Here is a 17,333-nt window from a genome sequence, read left to right on the forward strand (position 1 = left end):
AACGGGCAGAAGATTTCCCGAAGACATCCAGACCTTACTTCATCCGGCAGGGGGCGCGCAACTGCTCAAAAGGCTTGCGCCAGCCCGAAGAGCCCGAACGGGCGATTCGCAAGGGGAGCCGCGGCCTTGACCGGGGTCACAACGCCTTGTCGGAGCGGCGGGATTTTCCGTTGGATGTTTTTTGCCGGCGTACTCACATTTGCGCATTCAGGCTCTCCGTGACGCTCGTTTTCCCGCGGGTTCCGAAGCAGATTCGCGGGCGGTCGAGACCTTTGCCCCCTAACAGTTTGTTTTGCCGATGGATTATTTGCGCGGTCCCGCAGGCCACCGTCAGGTTCTGTTCTCGTTGCAATGAAGGGCTTGTCAAGGTGTTTCTCGCAACGCCGATGGCCGAAATAGCGGTTCGGGCGGCGCTCGCGGCACCCTTCCGCCGGCTCCGGCAGGTGCCACATCCGTCGCGCTCCCGCAGCCGCGTCAAGTCCATTTTGCCGACTTCCGTCATCTACCCACAGCGGGATGAAATCCTGCCCGTTCAGCTGCGTCGCCGCAGGCGATGGATGACGACAGCCGGGAGGAGGCACGGAAACAACGAAAAAGCCCGGCTCTCGGCCGGGCTTGCTCGCCATATCTGTCTGCCGGATATCGGGCGCTATCAGGCCTGCAGCGTCTTCACGCGGCTTGCGAGGCGGGAGACCTTCCGCGAGGCAGTGTTCTTGTGCAGGACGCCCTTCTGGGCGGCGCGGACGATCTCCGGCTCCGCCTGACGCAGGGCAGCCAGCGCGACCGTGTGGTCACCGGCGCGGATGGCGTCTTCCACCTTGCGCACGAACGTCCGCATACGGCTCTTGCGGGACTTGTTGACAGCAGTCCTTTGAGCGATTTTACGCACCGCCTTCTTCGCGGACGCAGTATTGGCCATGTTATCCTCTTATCGTCCCTATCGACGCCACGCGAACGACTGGCCGCGCAACCGGGATCGGCTTGGGTGTTGAACTCAGCTTCAGATGTTCGGTCGAGTCGGACATCTGCGCGAAGGCGGACGCCCTGAAATGCAAAACCTTTATGAAGGCGCGCTTATAGTGCTTCCCGCGCCGGTCGTCAATGCCCAACGCATGTCCGGATCGACTTGCGTTGGTCATCCCGCCTGCGTCACGGGCTCGGCGCGGCGAACAGCGTGCCGATCGCCGACATGACGGCATTGCGCAGGGGGTTAGCGGGATCGAGCAGCAGCCGCGCCGCCATCGCGCAGCTCACGGTGACGAGCAGCGGGCGGATGATGCGCGCGCCGTTGCGCAGCGCCATCCGCGCCCCGAGCCGCGCGCCCGCATACTGCCCGAGCCCCATCGCCACGCCGATGATGAGGTGGATGCCGCCGGTAAAAGCGAAGAAAAGCAGGGCGCCGATGTTGCTGGCGAAGTTCAGCAGCTTGGTGTGCGCGACCGCGCGCATGATCGACAGGCCGAGCAGCGAGACGAACCCGATCATGAAAAACGAGCCTGTGCCCGGGCCGAAGCAGCCGTCGTAGAAACCCACGCCCAGCGCGACCGTGAAGGTGAAGGTGCGCGGCGATACGCGCGCCCGGCCCTCTTCGGCCGATACGCGCGGAGAGGCCATGAAATAGATGGCTACCGCGATCAGCAGCAGGGGCATGATGCCGGCGAGCAGATTGGCGGGCATCGCCTTGATGAGCGAGGCGCCGGCGACCGCGCCGGCGAAGGAGGCGCCCGCCATCGGCGCCGCCTCCCGCCAGTTCATCTTGCCCGCGCGGGCGAAGGTGAGGGCCGCGGAGAAGGAGCCGAAGCTGCTCTGCAACTTGTTGGTGGCGAGCGCGGCGACGGGGTCCAGCCCCGCCGAGAGCAGCGCCGGCACCGTCAGCAGCCCACCGCCGCCGGCGATGGCGTCGATGAAGCCTGCGACGACCCCGACGGCCGCGAGCACGGCCACCATCCAGAAATCCGCATCCGGCAATTGAGTTTTGTCCGTCCGTTACACTGTTGCCGGATCGTGCCGGAACAGGGCGACAAGGTAGACGGCCGGCGCCGTCAGTAGGCCCGGCCGATGCAGAAAGCCACGGTTTCGATGAGCGCCCGCCGCAGGGGGCTGTCCGGAAAGGCATCGAGCGCCTCGACGGCGATGTCGCCGTAGTGGCGCGCGCGCGCCACTGTAGCCTCCAGCGTGCCGTGGCGGCGCAGGATGCCGACGGCTATCTCCAGATCGCTTTCGGCGATGTCGCCGTTCTCCAGCGTCCGCGACCAGAAGGCGCGCTCGGCCTCGTCCGCCCGCTGCAGCGCGAGAACCACGGGCAGCGTGATCTTGCCCTCGCGGAAGTCGTCGCCGACATTCTTGCCGAGCAGTTCCGACACGCCGCCGTAGTCCAGCGCGTCGTCGACGAGCTGGAAGGCGATGCCGAGCGCGTTGCCGTAGGCGCGCGCCGCCTGCCGCTCCCGCTCGCCCAGCCCGCCCAGGATGGGGCCGACTTCGGCGGCGGCGGCGAACAGCGCGGCGGTTTTCGCCGTGATGACGCCGAGATAGGCCTGCTCGTCAGTGGAAAGGTCCTTGGCGGCGGATAATTGCCACACCTCGCCCTCGGCGATGATAGCGGCGGCGCTGGCGAGCACGTCGAGCGCCGGCAGCGAGCCGACCTCCACCATCATCTTGAAGGCCTGCCCCAGCAGGAAGTCGCCGACGAGCACGCTCGCCTCGTTCCCCCACACCATGCGCGCCGCGAGCTTCCCTCGGCGCATGTCGCTCTCGTCGACGACGTCGTCGTGCAGCAGGGTGGCCGTGTGCATGAACTCGACGCTCGCGGCGAGCCGCACGCCACCGTCGCCCTCGTAGTCCGACAGCCGGGAGAAGGCCAGCGTCAGCATCGGCCGCAGCCGCTTGCCACCCGAGGAAATGAGATGGCTCGCCACCTCCGGAATCAGCGTGACGTCAGAGCCCGTGCGCGACAGGATGAAGCTGTTGACCCGCTCCATGTCGTCGGCGACGAGCGAGACCAGAGCCTCGATCCCGCCCCGTTCCGCCGGCCTGTCTGCGAGAGGCGCCGCCATGACCACGATATCGACCTCCGTTGCTCGCCCCATCGGGACAGAATTCGCGTGAGCGGCCAACCGGCCGCTCAAGGCATGCCGCAACCATCCCGCGACCGCAAGAGCGGGTATATCGTTTTCCGCCCGATTGCAAAAGGGCGCGGCCACTTTTACTTGCCGGTGCGGCAGCGCGAAGACACACCCGCGCTTCAGGTGCCGAACTGGAGCTGCGCCAGACGGGCGTAAAGCCCGCCGCGCGCCACCAGGCCTTCATGGGTTCCTTCCTCCACGATCCGCCCCTGATCCATGACGAGGATGCGGTCCGCCGACAGCACGGTGGCGAGGCGGTGAGCGATGACGAGCGTCGTGCGGCCCAGCATCAGGCGGTCGAGCGCCTCCTGCACCAGCCGTTCGTTCTCGGCATCGAGCGCCGAGGTCGCCTCGTCAAGCAGCAGGATCGGCGCATCGCGCAGGATGGCGCGAGCGATGGCGAGGCGCTGGCGCTGGCCGCCGGACAGCGTGACGCCGCGCTCGCCGATGAGCGTGTCGTAGCCCTGCGGCAGCCCGGCGACGAAGTCGTGCGCGGCGGCGAGCCGCGCCGCCTCCTCCACCTTCACGAAGTCGGCATCGGGCGTGCCGTAACGGATATTCTCGGTGACGGTGGCGCCGAAGATCACCGGATCCTGCGGCACGATGGCGAATCGTTGCCGCAGCCGCGCGAGGTCGACTTCCCGCGCATCGACGCCGTCGATCAGCACCCGCCCTTGCGCGGGATCGTAGAACCGCTGCAGCAGTTGCAGGACGGTGCTCTTGCCGGCGCCCGACGGACCGACGAGTGCCACCCGCTCTCCTCGCGCCACATGCAGGTCGAGCCCGTCCAGCGTCCGGGTGCCGGCGCGCGTCGGATAGGAGAAGGAGACGTTCTCGAACGCGACCGTCGCCAGCGGCGGTTCCGGCAGCGGCACGGGCGCGGGCGGCGACACGATGCCCGGCCGCGTCGACAGGATCTCGCTGAGCCGTCCGGCTGCACCGGCCGTCTGCGATACCTCGCCCCAGACCTGGCTCAGCTCGCCGAGCGACGAGGCGGCGAACACCGCATAGAGCACGAACTGAGACAGCCGGCCGCCCGTCATCCGTCCGGCCAGCACATCCTGCGCGCCGTACCACAGCACGGCCACCACGCTGGCGCTGACGAGGAACAGCGCGATCGCGGTGAGGAAGGCGCGGGCGCGGGCGGAAAGACGCGCCGCCGTATAGGCTTCCTCCGCTGCGGCGCGGAAATGCTCCGCCGCATGCGCCTCCGCGTTGAAGGATTGCATGGTCCGCACGGCGCCGATGGCCTCCGTGGCATAGGCGTTGGCCATCGCGAGCCTGTCCTGTGCCGCGCGCGAGCGCTTGCGCACCCCCCGCCCGGAGAAGACCAGCGGCAGCACGATGAGCGGGATCGCAGCCAGCACCAGCCCCGACAGACGCGGGCTCGAATAGACCATCATTGCGCTCGCGCCGACGAAGATCACGAAGTTGCGCAGTGCCTGCGAGATGCTGGAGCCGAACGCCGACTTGATCTGCGTGGTGTCGGCGGCGAGGCGCGAGGTCAGCTCACCCGTGCGCGCCGTATCATAAAAGGACTGGTCGAGCGTCGTCAGATGGCGGAAGGTGTCGGCGCGCAGGTCCGCGACCACCCGTTCGCCAAGCGTCGTCACGAAATAATAGCGGGTGGCGCTCGCGAGCGCGAGCACCAGCACCACGATGGTGAGCATCAGGAAATAGGCGTTGATCAGCCGGCTGTCGACGCCGGAAAACCCGTAGTCGATGACGCGCCGCACCGCGAGCGGCAGCGCGAGGGTGGCGCCGGCGGCAACAATCAGCGCGACGAGGGCGACGAGGACATGGCCGCGATAGCGCCATGCATAGGGCATCAGGGTTGCGAGCGCGCCGAGCGGCGGACGGCCGGAATCCGCGTCGCGGGAGCCGCCGTCGCCGGCCGACTCGCCGGCCGCGTTGTCTCCCTTCTGCGCTCTGGTCAGCACCCGTCCGCTCCATTGTTGCCGGATCACGATGGAACATCGCTATAGATAGACGGGAACGGTTCCGCAAGGCGTCCGTTGCAACCGTTATAAACTGCGACGAGGTGTCGCCCGCCGGGTGGCGGCTTGTCGCTGCCGGACGGTGCGGGCGCGGCAACGCATGAATTGCCGGCTTGTGTTGTGCGCCATCTTGCGCTATAGGGTCACGACTTCACCTTTTTCACTGACAGTCGTCAAAGGTCGCCGGCATATGGTTGGCCTCGACGGAGACTTTTTTCGAGGGCTGCGCCATGAAGGCCGATATCCATCCCGACTACCACTTCATCAAGGTCGTGTTGACCAACGGCACGGAATACCTCACCCGGTCCACGTATGGGCAGGCGAACGGCACGCTGAACCTCGACATCGATCCGTCGAGCCATCCGGCGTGGACCGGCGGTTCGCAGCAGCTCCTCGACCGCGGCGGCCGTGTGTCGCGCTTCAACAACAAGTTCGCCGGCATCACCTTCGGCAAGAAGAATTAAGATCACGGCACGCCGCTGCGGCGCCACGCATGGATGGCGCCTCCGGCAACTTCAGCAAGAGCGGCGCCGCTTTTGCGACCGGAGTTGCGCAAGAAGAAAAAGATAGACCATTGCAGCGTTTCCACGAAACGTAGAAATCGTCTTGTCGCATCGTCCTGCAGTCAGACGAAAGCCGGCTCCCGCGGGAACCGGCTTTGTTGTTTCATGGCATAGGGATCGGCTCACCACGCCGGCAGGATCGAGCCCTTGAAGCGGGTTTCGAGGAAGTCCGAGACTTCCTTCGACTGGTAGGCCTCGACGAGCGTCTTCAGCGCGGGCTTGTCCTTGTCTTCCGTGCGCACGGCGATGAAGTTGCCGTAGGGGTTGTTGGTGCGGCTTTCCTGCACGAGGGCGTCGGAGACGGGGTTCAGCCCGGCGCCGAGGGCGTAGGTGGTGTTGATCACGGCGCCGTCGAGATCGTCGAGCTGCTTGGTGATCAGTGCGGCGTCGAGTTCCTTGAAGGACACCTTCTTCGGGTTCTCCGAAACGTCGAGCGGCGAGGCGTCGGCTTTCGCCGGATCCTTCAGCTTGATCAGGCCGTTGGCGGCCAGCAGCTTGAGGGCGCGCGCGCCGTTGCTGGGATCGTTGGGGATGCCGATGGATGCGCCTTCGGGCAGGTCCGCGAACGTCTTGTGCTTCTTCGAATAGAAGCCGATGGGCTGGACGATGGTGTAGCCGATGGGGACGATCTTGTAGCCGCGCGCGGCGATCTGCGCATCGAGATAGGGCTTGTGCTGGAAGGCGTTGGCGTCGAGATCGCCGCGCGCCAGCGCCTCGTTCGGCAGCGAGTAGTCGGCGAAGGTCACGAGTTCGACGTCGAGGCCCTTGGTCGCCGCGACCTTCTTCACGACCTCCGCGATCTCCTCTTCCTCGCCGCCGATGACGCCGAGCTTGATCTTGTCCGCCGCCTGCGCGGACGAAAGGGCCGCTACGCCGGCGAGCACCGCGCCGATGGTCAGCGTCGCGATCCTGCGGGTAATCCTTGACATTGCCGTCTCCTGAGAAAAGCTGCGATCCGGCGCGGCGCGCCGGACCTGTGCCTCGAATGTGGCCATATTCCACACAGAATGTCTATGGATTTTATTTTTCCACAGCGGCGGACGTGTTTTTGTTTCCCGGCGGCAATCAGCGTAGCAAGGCGATGCCCGCGCCGCCGAGCGCCGTGAGCAGCACGACGAGCCACGCCGGCGCCCGCCATACCATGAGCAGCAGGATCGAGACACAGACGAGGGTGAAGTCGCGCTCGTCCTTGACGGCGCTCGTCCATACGGGGTGGTAGAGCGCCGACAGCAGGATGCCGACCACCGCCGCGTTGATGCCCGACAGCGCGGCGCGCGCCGTGGGGCGCTCCTTCAGTTGCGACCAGAACGGCAGCACCCCGTAGACGAGAAGCAGGCCAGGCAGGAAGATGCCGGCAAGCGCGATAACCGCGCCCGCAAGGCCGGATGGCGGCAAGGTGTCCACCGCGCCCAGATAGGCGGCGAAGGTGAAGAGCGGGCCCGGCACGGCCTGCGCCGCGCCGTAGCCGGCGAGGAAGGCATCGGCGCTCACGCGGCCGCTTTCGACCATTGATTCCTCAAGCAGCGGCAGGATCACGTGGCCGCCGCCGAACACCAGCGCGCCGGCCTTGTAGAACGCGGAGAACAGGGAGGCGGTCGCCGACGCCCACGGCACGAAGGCCGCCGCCAGCAGCAGGGCCGCCAGCGCCAGCGCGACGCGCCCGGCCTGCGGCGATACGCGCACGGGGGCGGGCGGCGCATCGCTCTCCGCGCGCCCGGTGCTGTCGGCGCCGGCGAGCAGCCCGACAACGGCGCCGAGGACGATGGCGAGCAGTTGGCCCGCCGGCCCTCCCGGCACGATGGTGACGATGACGGCGGCGATCGCGAGCGTTGCGTGGAGGCGATCCGTGCAGAAGCTGCGCGCCATGCCCCACACGGCCTGCGCGACTACCGCGACCGCAACGACCTTGAGGCCGTGCAGGATGCCGGTTGCCACGATGCCCGTCAGGAATGCGGCGCCCTGCGCGAAGGCGAGCAGCAGCAGCACGGAGGGCAGCGTGAAGCCCGCCCACGCCACCAGGCCGCCGGCGAGCCCGCCCCGCATCACGCCCACGGCAAAGCCCGTCTGGCTCGAAGCCGGCCCCGGCAGGAACTGGCAGAGTGCGACGAGATCGGTGAACTCACGCTCCGACAGCCAGCCGCGGCGCGCCACGAAGCGCTCGCGAAAATAGCCGAAGTGGGCGATGGGGCCGCCGAAGGAGGTGACGCCCAGGCGGGAAAACTCCAGCAGGATGTCGGCAAGATTCGCGAGACTGTCCGGCGCCCCCGCACGGTCCCGCTCCGAATCGGCGGCGGTGGGGCGGCGATCTTCTGCTTTGCTCATGGTTCGTCGCTCATGGTAACGCGGCCTGTCGCGTTTCAGTTTATAGTTTTTTCAATCTAGGCGGTTCCGGATGAATATCATGTGACGCGGACCTTTGCCCCTGTCATGAAAGCGGAGCCGGCGTCATATGTGGTGAAACCGGCTTTGGATTCCCCGTGAAAAGTGCTACGCGCATGTCGCGCCGTCTTTCGGGCGCGGCTGCTTCGGCGTGATGCGCCGCCACGGCGCCGCCCGCGCGAGGGCCGCTTCGAGCCACGAGACACGGGGCCCGCGGAATGCGGGCCTCCCGACGAGGACCCGCCACGCGGCGGGGAGCAAGTGATGCCGGAAGAGAAGTACTTTCTAAGCCTGTCGTGCCGTAACCGCCCCGGAATTGTCGCCGCGGTGGCGCGCTGTCTGTTCGAGGGAGGCGCCAACATCCGCGAGGCGCACCAGCATGACGACGTCGAGACCGGGACCTTCTTCTCGCGCATCGGCTTCAATTTCGTCAGAGGCGGCGATCTCGACGACATGCGCCGTGCCTTCGCCGCCGTTGGCGAGGAGTTCGGCATGACGTGGTACATGCGTCCCGTCTCCCTCCCGCAACGGGTACTCGTGCTGGTTTCGCGCTTCGACCATTGCCTCGCCGACATCCTGTATCGCTGGCGCATCGGCGAACTCAACATGACCATCGCCGGCATCGTCGCCAACTACCCGCGCGAGACCTACCAGCACCACGACTTCGACGGCATCCCCTTCGACTATCTGCCCGTGACGCGGGAAACCAGGGCAGAGCAGGAAGCGCAACTGTGGCGCATTGTCGAGGAACGACAGGTCGACCTCGTCATCCTCGCGCGCTATATGCAGATCCTGTCGCCGGAACTGGCGTCGCGGCTCGCCGGGCGCTGCATCAACATCCACCACTCGTTCCTGCCCGGCTTCAAGGGCGCGCGGCCCTATCATCAGGCCCACGAGCGTGGGGTGAAGCTCATCGGCGCCACGGCCCACTACGTCACCGGCGACCTCGACGAGGGCCCGATCATCGAGCAGGACGTGGAGCGCGTGACGCATCAGGACACGCCGGATGCGCTGGTGCGCAAGGGCCGCGACATCGAGCGGCGCGTGCTGTCGCGCGCCCTTGCGTGGCATCTCGACGGGCGCGTCATTCTGAACGGCCGCAAGACCGTCGTATTCAGGGATTGAGCGATGAGTGCAAGGATTATCGACGGCAAGGCCATCGCGCAGGAGTTGCGCGACGCCATAGCGGCGGAAGTGGCGGGCATCGCGGCGCGTGGCGGCGGGCAGCCCGGGCTCGCCGTCGTGCTTGTCGGCAATGACCCCGCGAGCGAGGTCTACGTCGGCTCGAAGGCGCGCCAGACAGTCGCCGTCGGCATGCGCTCGTTCGAGTATCGCCTGCCCGCCGACGTGCCGGAAGCGGACCTGCTGGCGCTGGTCGACCGGCTGAACCGCGATGACGCCGTCGACGGCATCCTGGTGCAGCTGCCGCTGCCGGGCCACATCGACGCCAACCGCGTGATCGAGGCGATCGACCCGGACAAGGACGTTGATGGGTTTCACCCGGTCAACGCCGGGCGGCTGCTGATCGGCCTGCCCGGCCTCGTTCCCTGCACGCCGCTTGGCTCGCTGCTGTTGCTGCAGAGCGTGCATCACGACCTTTCCGGTCTGTCTGCGGTGGTTGTCGGGCGCTCGAACATCGTCGGCAAGCCGCTGGCGCAACTCCTGCTGCAGCAGAATGCCACCGTCACGATAGCCCATTCCCGCACCCGCGATCTGCCGGCCGTCTGCCGTGGCGCGGATATCCTGGTGGCGGCGGTCGGCCGTCCGGAAATGGTGCGCGGCGACTGGATCAGGCCCGGTGCGACGGTGATCGATGTGGGCATCAACCGCCTGCCGCCCGCGCCTGGCGCGGCGAAAGGGCGCCTCGTCGGCGATGTCGCGTTCGAAGAGGCGAGGACGGTCGCGGGCGCGATCACGCCCGTGCCGGGCGGCGTGGGGCCCATGACCATCGCCTGCCTGCTGCGCAATACGTTGCAGGCCTTTAAGGCGCGGCACGGAGTTTCCTGACCGCAAGGCGCATTCGGTCGCGCATCCGGATGCCCTCTCGCAGAACGGTCGGCCTGATTCAGCGCATTTTCCGATCACACCAGACCGGAAAATGCGCTGCAATTCTCTCTCTTGCGTGAATTCTGGCGCCGAACAGCTTCAGCGTGACAGCGATACCGGTGCGCCGGACTTGGCCAGCACGCCGTTGAAGTTGCCGCCGCCGCCGCGCAGCCGCGCGACCACATTGCCGCGCGCGTAGAGATAAACCTCGTTGCCGCGCAGGTCCCAGGCGTTGACGCTCTTCAGGTCCTGCGAGGCGCAGCCGCTGGACGAGGCCCGGTAGAGATCGAGCGAAGGCGCGCTCGACAGCGTGACCCGGCAGGAACTGCCGGCAGCCTCGCTCGCCCGCCAGCTTCCTGTTACCGACGTGCGCGAGGGAGCGACAGCCGGCGGCGGCGCTGCCGGCGGCGGAGAGGCGGGCAGGGAGGCGACGGGGCCGGGCGGCGGATTGTTGTCCAGCGCGGCATTCGGGTCCGCCCCCTGCGACAGGTCGGCTCCCGGCGGCGGCGTGGTGGCCGACGGCATGGGTGTGAGGGTTGGCTCCGGCGCGGCTTGCGAGCCGGGCGGCGGCGGCAGCGGCGTGGAAACCACCGGGGCTGCGGGCGCGCGGCGTGGTGCGGGCTCGATATCGTCAACCGGCGCGGCGATGACGCGGGGACCTCCGCCGACGGGACCGCCATAGGGACCGGACGTCGAGAAGCGGGCGGAATCGGCGCACGCGCCGAGAAGCAGCGCGCCACCCAGCGCCGGCGCGAAGCGCATGGCGCGTCGCCAGCGCCGGTTCGCGGCCCGGGGCGTCGAAGCCTGAGGACGCGCGGCGACAACGCCAATCGTCCCTTCCGCGACCCTGATCATGCCGGAGTTCATCTCATTCCCTCGCGATAGCAAACGCACTGCAACGACCGGTTCGATGCGCTAACAAATGGATAAAGCTGTGATGTTATCCATGTCTTGTGTCCGCAGCTCAATCATGACCTGTTGACGAGCAACAGCGTCAATCCGCCCTTTTGTCCTTGTGCCATGAATACGGACAAATCGGGAGAAGATTTTCGCAGCAAGGGATCATCTCAATGAAATATGGCGCATTCCTGCAACAGAATGCGCCATATTTTGCAAGAAGTTGTGATAAATGGCCACGCTACCCGGCCGGCGTCATACCTGCCGCACCACCATCATCTGCTTGATTTCGGCGATCGCCTTGGCCGGATTGAGCCCCTTCGGGCAGGCGTTGGCACAGTTCATGATGGTGTGGCAGCGGTAGAGCCGGAACGGATCCTCAAGGCCGTCGAGCCGCTCGCCCGTCGCCTCGTCCCGGCTGTCGATCAGCCAGCGATAGGCCTGCAGAAGGGCGGCGGGGCCGAGATAACGGTCGCCATTCCACCAGTAGCTCGGGCACGACGTCGAGCAGCAGGCGCAGAGGATGCACTCGTAAAGCCCGTCGAGCTTCTGGCGATCCTCATGGCTCTGGCGCCATTCCTTCTCAGGCGCGGGCGTCACCGTGTGCAGCCACGGCTCCACCGAGGCATGCTGAGCGTAGAAGCGGGTGAGGTCGGGCACCAGATCCTTCACCACAGGCATGTGCGGCAGCGGATAGATGTTGACGATGCCGTTCTGCGCCACCTCGTCGATGCCGCGCGTGCAGGCGAGGGTGTTCGAACCCGAGATGTTCATCGCGCACGAGCCGCAGATGCCCTCGCGGCAGGAGCGGCGGAAGGTCAGCGTCGCGTCGACGTTGTTCTTGATCCAGATCAGCGCGTCGAGCACCATCGGGCCGCAATCGTCGCGGTCGACGTGATAGCTGTCCATGCGCGGGTTGTTACCCGTATCGGGATCGTAGCGGTAGATGTTGAACAGCGTGGTCCGCGTGGCCCCAGCCGGAGCCGGCCAGACCTTGCCGGACGTCACCCGCGAATTCTTCGGAAGCCTGAACTCAGCCATTGTCTTTGCTCTCTTCGCTCATCCTTGCGGGGGCCGTATCAGTAGACGCGCGCCTTCGGCTCGATGTACTGGATTTCGTTGGACATCGTGTAGGTGTGCACCGGACGGTAATCGAGCGTCACCTTTTGCGAACTGGTGTCGAGCCACGCCAGCGTGTGCTTCATCCAGTTGGCGTCGTCGCGGTTCGGATAGTCCTCGCGGGCGTGGGCGCCGCGGCTCTCCAGCCGGTTGAGCGCGCCCTCCATCGTCACCACGGCCTGCGTGATGAGATTGTCGAACTCCAGCGTCTCGACGAGGTCCGAATTCCAGATCAGCGAGCGGTCGGTGACGTGGACATCCGCAGCGGACGACCACACCTCGTGGATCAGCTTCACGCCCTCTTCCAGCACCTCGCCGGTGCGGAACACGGCGCAGTTGGACTGCATCGTGCGCTGCATGTTGAGGCGCAGTTGCGCCGTCGGCGTGGAGCCCGACGCATGGCGGAAGTGGTCGAGACGCGACAGCGCCAGTTCGGCCGAGTTCTTCGGCAGCTCCGGCTGCTTCTCGCCCGGGTTGACGATTTCGGCGGCACGCAGGCCAGCCGCGCGGCCGAACACGACAAGGTCGATCAGCGAGTTAGATCCCAGGCGATTCGCGCCGTGCACCGACACGCAAGCCGCCTCACCGAGCGCCATCAGGCCGGGGACGATCGAGTCGGGATCGCCGCCGCGCTTCGTCACCACCTCGCCGTGGTAGTTCGTCGGGATGCCGCCCATGTTGTAATGGACGGTCGGCAACACCGGAATAGGCTCCTTCGTCACGTCGACGCCGGCGAAGATGTGAGCCGATTCGGAAATGCCCGGCAGGCGCTCTGCCAGGATGGCCGGATCGAGGTGATCGAGGTGCAGGTAGATGTGGTCCTTGTTCTTGCCTACACCGCGGCCTTCGCGAATCTCGATCGTCATCGAACGCGACACCACGTCGCGCGAGGCGAGGTCCTTGGCGGACGGCGCGTATCGCTCCATGAAGCGCTCGCCCTCGGAATTGGTGAGGTAGCCGCCTTCGCCGCGCGCGCCCTCGGTGATCAGGCAACCCGCCCCGTAGATGCCGGTGGGGTGGAACTGCACGAACTCCATGTCCTGCAGCGGCAGGCCGGCACGCAGCACCATGGCGTTGCCGTCGCCCGTGCAGGTGTGGGCGGAGGTGGCCGAGAAGTAGGTGCGGCCGTAGCCGCCGGTGGCCAGAATGACGAGCTGCGCCCGGAAGCGATGCAGGGTGCCATCGTCGAGCTTCAGCGCCACGACGCCCCGGCAGCGGCCCTCATCGTCCATGATCAGGTCGATGGCGAAATACTCGATGAAGAATTCCGTGTTGTTCCGGACTGCCTGCCCGTAAAGCGTATGCAGCATGGCATGGCCGGTGCGGTCGGCGGCCGCGCAGGTGCGCTGCGCGGTGCCCTTGCCGAAATGCGTCGTCATGCCGCCAAAGGGGCGCTGATAGATCTTGCCCTCTTCGGTGCGCGAGAACGGCACGCCCCAGTGCTCCAGCTCGTAGACGGCCGCGGGCGCGTTGCGCACCAGATATTCGATGGCGTCCTGATCGCCGAGCCAGTCCGACCCCTTGACGGTGTCGTACATATGCCACTGCCAGTTATCCTCGCCCATGTTGCCGAGCGAGGCCGAGATGCCGCCCTGCGCCGCGACGGTGTGCGAGCGGGTGGGGAACACCTTCGTGACGCACGCCGTGCGCAGACCGGCCTGCGAACAGCCGACGGTGGCGCGAAGACCCGCGCCGCCCGCGCCCACCACCACCACATCGAACGTGTGATCGGTGATCGGATAGGCGTTGCCGATGACGGCGGGAGAGGAAAGCGTGGCCATCGTTAAACCCCGAACGAAATCTTGAGAACGGCGAAGATCGCCGCAATGGCGACGGCCGCGGTGAACAGCGTGTTGGCGATCACCGCCGCGACCTTACATCCCTCGTGATGGACATAGTCCTCGATCACGACCTGCAGGCCGAGGCGGCCGTGGATCGCACCGGTGACGACGAACAGCAGCAGGATGATGGAGGTGAGCGGGTGGCCGACCAGCGCCCGCGCTGCCTCGTAGTCGCGCCCCGAGGCGCAGATGACGATGGCGATGAACGCGAGAACCAGCGGCACCAGCGCCACGGCGGTCAGCCGCTGCTGCCAGAAATGCCCGGTGCCCGACTTCGCCGAGCCAAGACCGCGAACGCCCTTGACCGGCGTGCGGATGGAGAAATCAAACTGTCCCATTGCAGCCTCCTGTCCGATGCCCGGTTAGCCGACGCTCAGGCCGATGGCCCACAGAACCACCGTCAGGATGCCGGAAACGATCAGCGTGGCGCGCGCCATTCCCATGCGCGTCTTGAGGTCGTAGCCGTAGCCGAGATCCCAGACGAAGTGCCGCAGCCCGCCCGCGAGGTGGTGCAGCAGCGCCCAGGTGTAGCCGAACAGCACGAAACGGCCGATGGCCGAACCGAACACGGCCTGGGCCGTGGCGAAGGCGTCCGGCCCCGCCGCCAGCGAGACCAGCCAGTACACCAGCAGCAGCGTGCCGGCATAAAGGGCGACGCCGGTGGCGCGGTGGATGACCGACATGGCCATTGTCCATGTCAGCTTGTAGATCTGCAGGTGGGGGGACAGCGGACGAGCCACTGCGCGCGGGGTGGTGGGGGCTTTCGCCTCGGCCATGATCTCAGGTCTCCTCCATGACCGCGGTGCCCCTGGCGGGCACGGACGGTAAACCGGAGCACGCTCTTACAGTCTAGAGCTACTCGAAGTTGCAATGCTTCGTATCCAATATGTCGCACGTTAGCAACGTATTGCGCCGAATCCCCGGTGACAAAATTTTCCGTCTGTCACTGCGCCGTTCCGGGCGGGGAGGGCTCGCCTGCGCGGGGGCTGGCTGCGCCTCGGCCCAGCCCTTGCACCCGTCATTTGCGGCGGGCGGATTTTCCGGCAGCGCCACTGTCGGTCGCGTCGAGGCAGTCGGCAAGGGCCGCGGCGATTCTGTCCGCGTCTCCCGACAGGCGGACGGATTTCAAGCGCGAGGTATGGCCGGCGATCACTTCCGCAGCGGACGCCGGCAGGCCCGCGCTCTTCGCCACCAGCTTCAGCAGCGCGGCATTGGCCGCGCCGTCCTCCGGCACCTGGCGCACGCGCGCCAATATCACGGGCCGCCCGTCCGACAGGATGCCCCGTCCGTCGATCGAATCACGTCCGCCCCTGGGCGTGAGCCGCACGGTGAGGATGAGGCCCCCGCGCTCCGCCCGCCACGGTTCCGTTTTTCCGGCGTCCATCGAAGCCGCGCCGTCAGGGCAGCAACGGCCGCAGGTAACGGTCGATGAAGCTTTGCAGGAAGAACACGCCGAGCAGCAGAATCACCGGCGAGATATCGATGCCGCCGAGATTGGGCAGCACGCTGCGGATGGGGCGCAGCAGCGGTTCTGTCAACTGGTAGAGGAAGTTCACCGCCGAATGGACGAAGCCGTTGCGGGTGTTCACGACGTCGAAGGCGATCAGCCAGCTCAGAATGGCGCTGGCGATAATGACGTATGTATAGAGGTTCAGCACGAGCTGAACGACGTCGAGCACCGATTGCATGTCGTCTCCTGGGGCAGTCTTCCGGGGCAGGCTTCAAGGCCGCCGAAGCAAATGTCGCCACACCTTATAGCCTTCACTTCGGCCAAGAGCCAGATGTGTTCGGGCGCGGCGCACAACGGCGACCGGCGGCCGCGCGGCGATGCCTGTGCACAAATCGACCGATCCGGGCAAGGAACCGATTGACAGCGCGCCGGCCGGGACATACAAGGGCCAGCACCTTGGGGCTGTAGCTCAGTTGGGAGAGCGCTGCAATCGCACTGCAGAGGTCGTGAGTTCGAATCTCATCAGCTCCACCAAGCACCCCGCTCTTGCTGGGTCTTCGATAGCCGGACCGAGCGCAACGGCAGAATCGAGTGCGAGCGGCGCGACTATCTATCATCCGCAAAGCTCGACGCCAAAATCTTCGCTGCTGCCGTCCGCGCCTACTGGGGAATCGAGAATCGCTCCCACCGCGTGCCCGATTTCGTATTCCACGACGATCTCGCACGCTTGCGAATCGTTTTTGGTCCAAAATACATGGTCGTCGTCAAACACCTGGCAATGAACCTCATCAGAGGTGCAAAAGACTTCCTTAGAGCGCGTTCCGATGAGATGGAATCATCTGATTGATCAGAATTCGCTCAAAATAAAGAATCTGAAATCTGTCCTGTTTCAACGTAAACAGGACAGATTCTAGGCTCAAGGTCAGGCGAGAATAGGCAAATCTCAACCTCGCCTATCTCCAAACCATCATCACCCAGACCAAAAATGAACCTGAAGCACTTCCCCCTGTGCCGGTCGCCGGTCGCCCAACCTCGTTCCCCGCGTCACGCCGGTGAAAAGTCCCGAGTTCGGACGGCATGTCCGAGGCGCTCGTGAAGACCTTCAAGCGCGACTAGCTGCACGTCAATCATTTGCGGGATGCCCAAACGGTGCTACCGCAGGTAGCCGGTAAGATATTGAATATAATATATTCTATATCTGCTACACACTGAGATAGCGCATGCGCGATTCTTCGTCTGACAGCAACCGCGGGGTGTCGCCTTCCCATACCACTTCGCCCTTCTCGACGATGTAGTGGCGATCCGCGAAGCCCGCGAGGCTCTCCACTTCCTTGTCGACCAGAATGAGCGTGAGCCCGGTCTTCTTCAACTCGTGCAGCCGCGCCCAGATCTCGTCGCGAACGATCGGGGCGAGCCCTTCCATGGCCTCGTCCAGGACGAGCAACTGCGGATTGGTCATCAGCGCACGGCCGATCGCCAGCATCTGCTGCTCGCCACCCGAGAGCTGGTTGCCGCCATTGTGGAGGCGCTCGCCCAGGCGCGGGAAAAAGTCGATGACGCGGTTGAGCGTCCACGGCTCCCTTACCTTCCGATGATTGGCTGCCGCCATGAGCAGGTTCTCCCGGACCGTGAGGTTCGGGAAGATGCGCCGCCCTTCCGGTACGATGCCGACACCGAGACGGGCGATGCGGTGCGGCGGCAGGCCGGAGACGACCTCGCCGTTCAGCCTGACGGTTCCTGCTTTCAGCTTCAGCAGGCCCATGACGGAACTGATGGTCGTCGTCTTGCCCATGCCGTTGCGGCCCATCAGGGTCACGACCTCGCCGGGGTTGACGTGAAAGCTCATTCCGAAAAGAACCTGACTGCTTCCGTAGGAGGCCTCCACATTCTCGACTTCCAGCATGATGGCCGCTCCTCTC

18 protein-coding genes and 1 tRNA gene are annotated in these 17,333 nt (G+C 65.9%); 4 read left to right on the forward strand and 15 right to left on the reverse strand.

Going from position 1 to position 17,333, the window contains the following annotated elements; genetic code table 11:
* Positions 1-652 precede the first annotated feature (652 nt).
* The 4 genes from rpsT to FHS82_RS02040 form a co-directional block, all read right to left on the reverse strand.
* A complete protein-coding gene (gene rpsT, locus FHS82_RS02025; RefSeq protein WP_166948169.1) occupies positions 653-919 on the reverse strand; it encodes a 30S ribosomal protein S20 in 267 nt (88 codons plus the stop codon).
* A 230-nt stretch (positions 920-1,149) separates the two neighbouring features.
* Positions 1,150-1,947: a TSUP family transporter gene (locus FHS82_RS02030; RefSeq protein ID WP_166948171.1), complete on the reverse strand. Its 798-nt coding sequence runs from the start codon at positions 1,945-1,947 to the stop codon at positions 1,150-1,152.
* Positions 1,948-2,042: 95 nt separating this feature from the next.
* Positions 2,043-3,053, reverse strand: coding sequence for a polyprenyl synthetase family protein (locus FHS82_RS02035; RefSeq protein ID WP_166948911.1), 1,011 nt, complete (start codon positions 3,051-3,053; stop codon positions 2,043-2,045).
* Positions 3,054-3,241: 188 nt separating this feature from the next.
* Positions 3,242-5,062 (reverse strand): ABC transporter transmembrane domain-containing protein, encoded by a 1,821-nt coding sequence (locus FHS82_RS02040; RefSeq protein WP_343042481.1) that lies wholly within the window; start codon positions 5,060-5,062, stop codon positions 3,242-3,244.
* Between the two features lie 287 nt (positions 5,063-5,349).
* Here FHS82_RS02040 and rpmE point away from each other — a divergent pair, with 287 nt between their 5' ends.
* Complete coding sequence (rpmE, locus tag FHS82_RS02045; protein ID WP_166948173.1) at positions 5,350-5,583, forward strand: 50S ribosomal protein L31; 234 nt, start codon at positions 5,350-5,352, stop codon at positions 5,581-5,583.
* A 221-nt stretch (positions 5,584-5,804) separates the two neighbouring features.
* On the opposite strand, the gene FHS82_RS02050 is transcribed toward rpmE, so the two are convergent.
* Both FHS82_RS02050 and chrA read right to left on the reverse strand, forming a co-directional pair.
* Positions 5,805-6,611: a MetQ/NlpA family ABC transporter substrate-binding protein gene (locus FHS82_RS02050; protein WP_166948175.1), complete on the reverse strand. Its 807-nt coding sequence runs from the start codon at positions 6,609-6,611 to the stop codon at positions 5,805-5,807.
* A 136-nt stretch (positions 6,612-6,747) separates the two neighbouring features.
* Positions 6,748-8,004 (reverse strand): chromate efflux transporter, encoded by a 1,257-nt coding sequence (gene chrA, locus FHS82_RS02055; protein WP_166948177.1) that lies wholly within the window; start codon positions 8,002-8,004, stop codon positions 6,748-6,750.
* A 321-nt stretch (positions 8,005-8,325) separates the two neighbouring features.
* On the opposite strand from chrA, the gene purU reads away from it, so the two are divergent.
* A complete protein-coding gene (gene purU / locus FHS82_RS02060; RefSeq protein ID WP_166948179.1) occupies positions 8,326-9,186 on the forward strand; it encodes a formyltetrahydrofolate deformylase in 861 nt (286 codons plus the stop codon).
* A gap of 3 nt (positions 9,187-9,189) precedes the next feature.
* Entirely contained in the window at positions 9,190-10,068 is an 879-nt protein-coding gene (folD, locus tag FHS82_RS02065) for a bifunctional methylenetetrahydrofolate dehydrogenase/methenyltetrahydrofolate cyclohydrolase FolD (protein WP_166948181.1), read from the forward strand.
* A 138-nt stretch (positions 10,069-10,206) separates the two neighbouring features.
* Here folD and FHS82_RS02070 read toward each other — a convergent pair whose 3' ends face one another.
* The 7 genes from FHS82_RS02070 to FHS82_RS02100 all read right to left on the reverse strand — a co-directional run bounded on the left by FHS82_RS02070 (position 10,207) and on the right by FHS82_RS02100 (position 15,652).
* Positions 10,207-10,962, reverse strand: a complete 756-nt coding sequence (locus FHS82_RS02070) for an AprI/Inh family metalloprotease inhibitor (protein ID WP_208394035.1) — start codon at positions 10,960-10,962, stop codon at positions 10,207-10,209.
* 297 nt (positions 10,963-11,259) lie between these two features.
* Entirely contained in the window at positions 11,260-12,045 is a 786-nt protein-coding gene (locus FHS82_RS02075; RefSeq protein WP_166948185.1) for a succinate dehydrogenase iron-sulfur subunit, read from the reverse strand.
* Between the two features lie 38 nt (positions 12,046-12,083).
* A complete protein-coding gene (sdhA, locus tag FHS82_RS02080) occupies positions 12,084-13,904 on the reverse strand; it encodes a succinate dehydrogenase flavoprotein subunit (protein WP_166948187.1) in 1,821 nt (606 codons plus the stop codon).
* 2 nt (positions 13,905-13,906) lie between these two features.
* Positions 13,907-14,302 (reverse strand): succinate dehydrogenase, hydrophobic membrane anchor protein, encoded by a 396-nt coding sequence (gene sdhD / locus FHS82_RS02085; RefSeq protein ID WP_166948189.1) that lies wholly within the window; start codon positions 14,300-14,302, stop codon positions 13,907-13,909.
* Between the two features lie 24 nt (positions 14,303-14,326).
* Positions 14,327-14,740, reverse strand: a complete 414-nt coding sequence (gene sdhC / locus FHS82_RS02090; protein WP_166948191.1) for a succinate dehydrogenase, cytochrome b556 subunit — start codon at positions 14,738-14,740, stop codon at positions 14,327-14,329.
* A gap of 242 nt (positions 14,741-14,982) precedes the next feature.
* Positions 14,983-15,348 (reverse strand): DUF167 family protein, encoded by a 366-nt coding sequence (locus FHS82_RS02095; protein ID WP_166948193.1) that lies wholly within the window; start codon positions 15,346-15,348, stop codon positions 14,983-14,985.
* A gap of 13 nt (positions 15,349-15,361) precedes the next feature.
* On the reverse strand, positions 15,362-15,652 hold the full coding sequence (locus tag FHS82_RS02100; RefSeq protein ID WP_166948195.1) for a YggT family protein: 291 nt from the start codon (positions 15,650-15,652) through the stop codon (positions 15,362-15,364).
* Between the two features lie 220 nt (positions 15,653-15,872).
* On the opposite strand from FHS82_RS02100, the gene FHS82_RS02105 reads away from it, so the two are divergent.
* A tRNA-Ala gene (locus tag FHS82_RS02105) sits at positions 15,873-15,948 on the forward strand.
* Between the two features lie 79 nt (positions 15,949-16,027).
* Here the strand turns inward: FHS82_RS02105 and FHS82_RS02110 are convergent.
* On the reverse strand, positions 16,028-16,186 hold the full coding sequence (locus FHS82_RS02110; RefSeq protein ID WP_166948197.1) for a hypothetical protein: 159 nt from the start codon (positions 16,184-16,186) through the stop codon (positions 16,028-16,030).
* Positions 16,187-16,615: 429 nt separating this feature from the next.
* Complete coding sequence (locus FHS82_RS02115; RefSeq protein ID WP_166948199.1) at positions 16,616-17,317, reverse strand: ABC transporter ATP-binding protein; 702 nt, start codon at positions 17,315-17,317, stop codon at positions 16,616-16,618.
* Positions 17,318-17,333 lie beyond the last annotated feature (16 nt).

The organism is Pseudochelatococcus lubricantis (assembly GCF_011762225.1).
Classification (GTDB): domain Bacteria; phylum Pseudomonadota; class Alphaproteobacteria; order Rhizobiales; family Beijerinckiaceae; genus Pseudochelatococcus; species Pseudochelatococcus lubricantis.

Coding starts and splice junctions, on each gene's coding strand:
- folD (WP_166948181.1), top strand. CDS start 9,190: ATGAGTGCAAGGATTATCGACGGCAAGGCCATCGCGCAGGAGTTGCGC.
- chrA (WP_166948177.1), bottom strand. CDS start 8,004: ATGAGCAAAGCAGAAGATCGCCGCCCCACCGCCGCCGATTCGGAGCGG.
- FHS82_RS02100 (WP_166948195.1), bottom strand. CDS start 15,652: ATGCAATCGGTGCTCGACGTCGTTCAGCTCGTGCTGAACCTCTATACA.
- purU (WP_166948179.1), top strand. CDS start 8,326: ATGCCGGAAGAGAAGTACTTTCTAAGCCTGTCGTGCCGTAACCGCCCC.
- FHS82_RS02035 (WP_166948911.1), bottom strand. CDS start 3,053: ATGGCGGCGCCTCTCGCAGACAGGCCGGCGGAACGGGGCGGGATCGAG.
- FHS82_RS02095 (WP_166948193.1), bottom strand. CDS start 15,348: ATGGACGCCGGAAAAACGGAACCGTGGCGGGCGGAGCGCGGGGGCCTC.
- sdhA (WP_166948187.1), bottom strand. CDS start 13,904: ATGGCCACGCTTTCCTCTCCCGCCGTCATCGGCAACGCCTATCCGATC.
- FHS82_RS02115 (WP_166948199.1), bottom strand. CDS start 17,317: ATGCTGGAAGTCGAGAATGTGGAGGCCTCCTACGGAAGCAGTCAGGTT.
- rpsT (WP_166948169.1), bottom strand. CDS start 919: ATGGCCAATACTGCGTCCGCGAAGAAGGCGGTGCGTAAAATCGCTCAA.
- rpmE (WP_166948173.1), top strand. CDS start 5,350: ATGAAGGCCGATATCCATCCCGACTACCACTTCATCAAGGTCGTGTTG.
- sdhC (WP_166948191.1), bottom strand. CDS start 14,740: ATGGCCGAGGCGAAAGCCCCCACCACCCCGCGCGCAGTGGCTCGTCCG.
- FHS82_RS02075 (WP_166948185.1), bottom strand. CDS start 12,045: ATGGCTGAGTTCAGGCTTCCGAAGAATTCGCGGGTGACGTCCGGCAAG.
- FHS82_RS02030 (WP_166948171.1), bottom strand. CDS start 1,947: ATGGTGGCCGTGCTCGCGGCCGTCGGGGTCGTCGCAGGCTTCATCGAC.
- FHS82_RS02050 (WP_166948175.1), bottom strand. CDS start 6,611: ATGTCAAGGATTACCCGCAGGATCGCGACGCTGACCATCGGCGCGGTG.
- FHS82_RS02070 (WP_208394035.1), bottom strand. CDS start 10,962: ATGATCAGGGTCGCGGAAGGGACGATTGGCGTTGTCGCCGCGCGTCCT.
- sdhD (WP_166948189.1), bottom strand. CDS start 14,302: ATGGGACAGTTTGATTTCTCCATCCGCACGCCGGTCAAGGGCGTTCGC.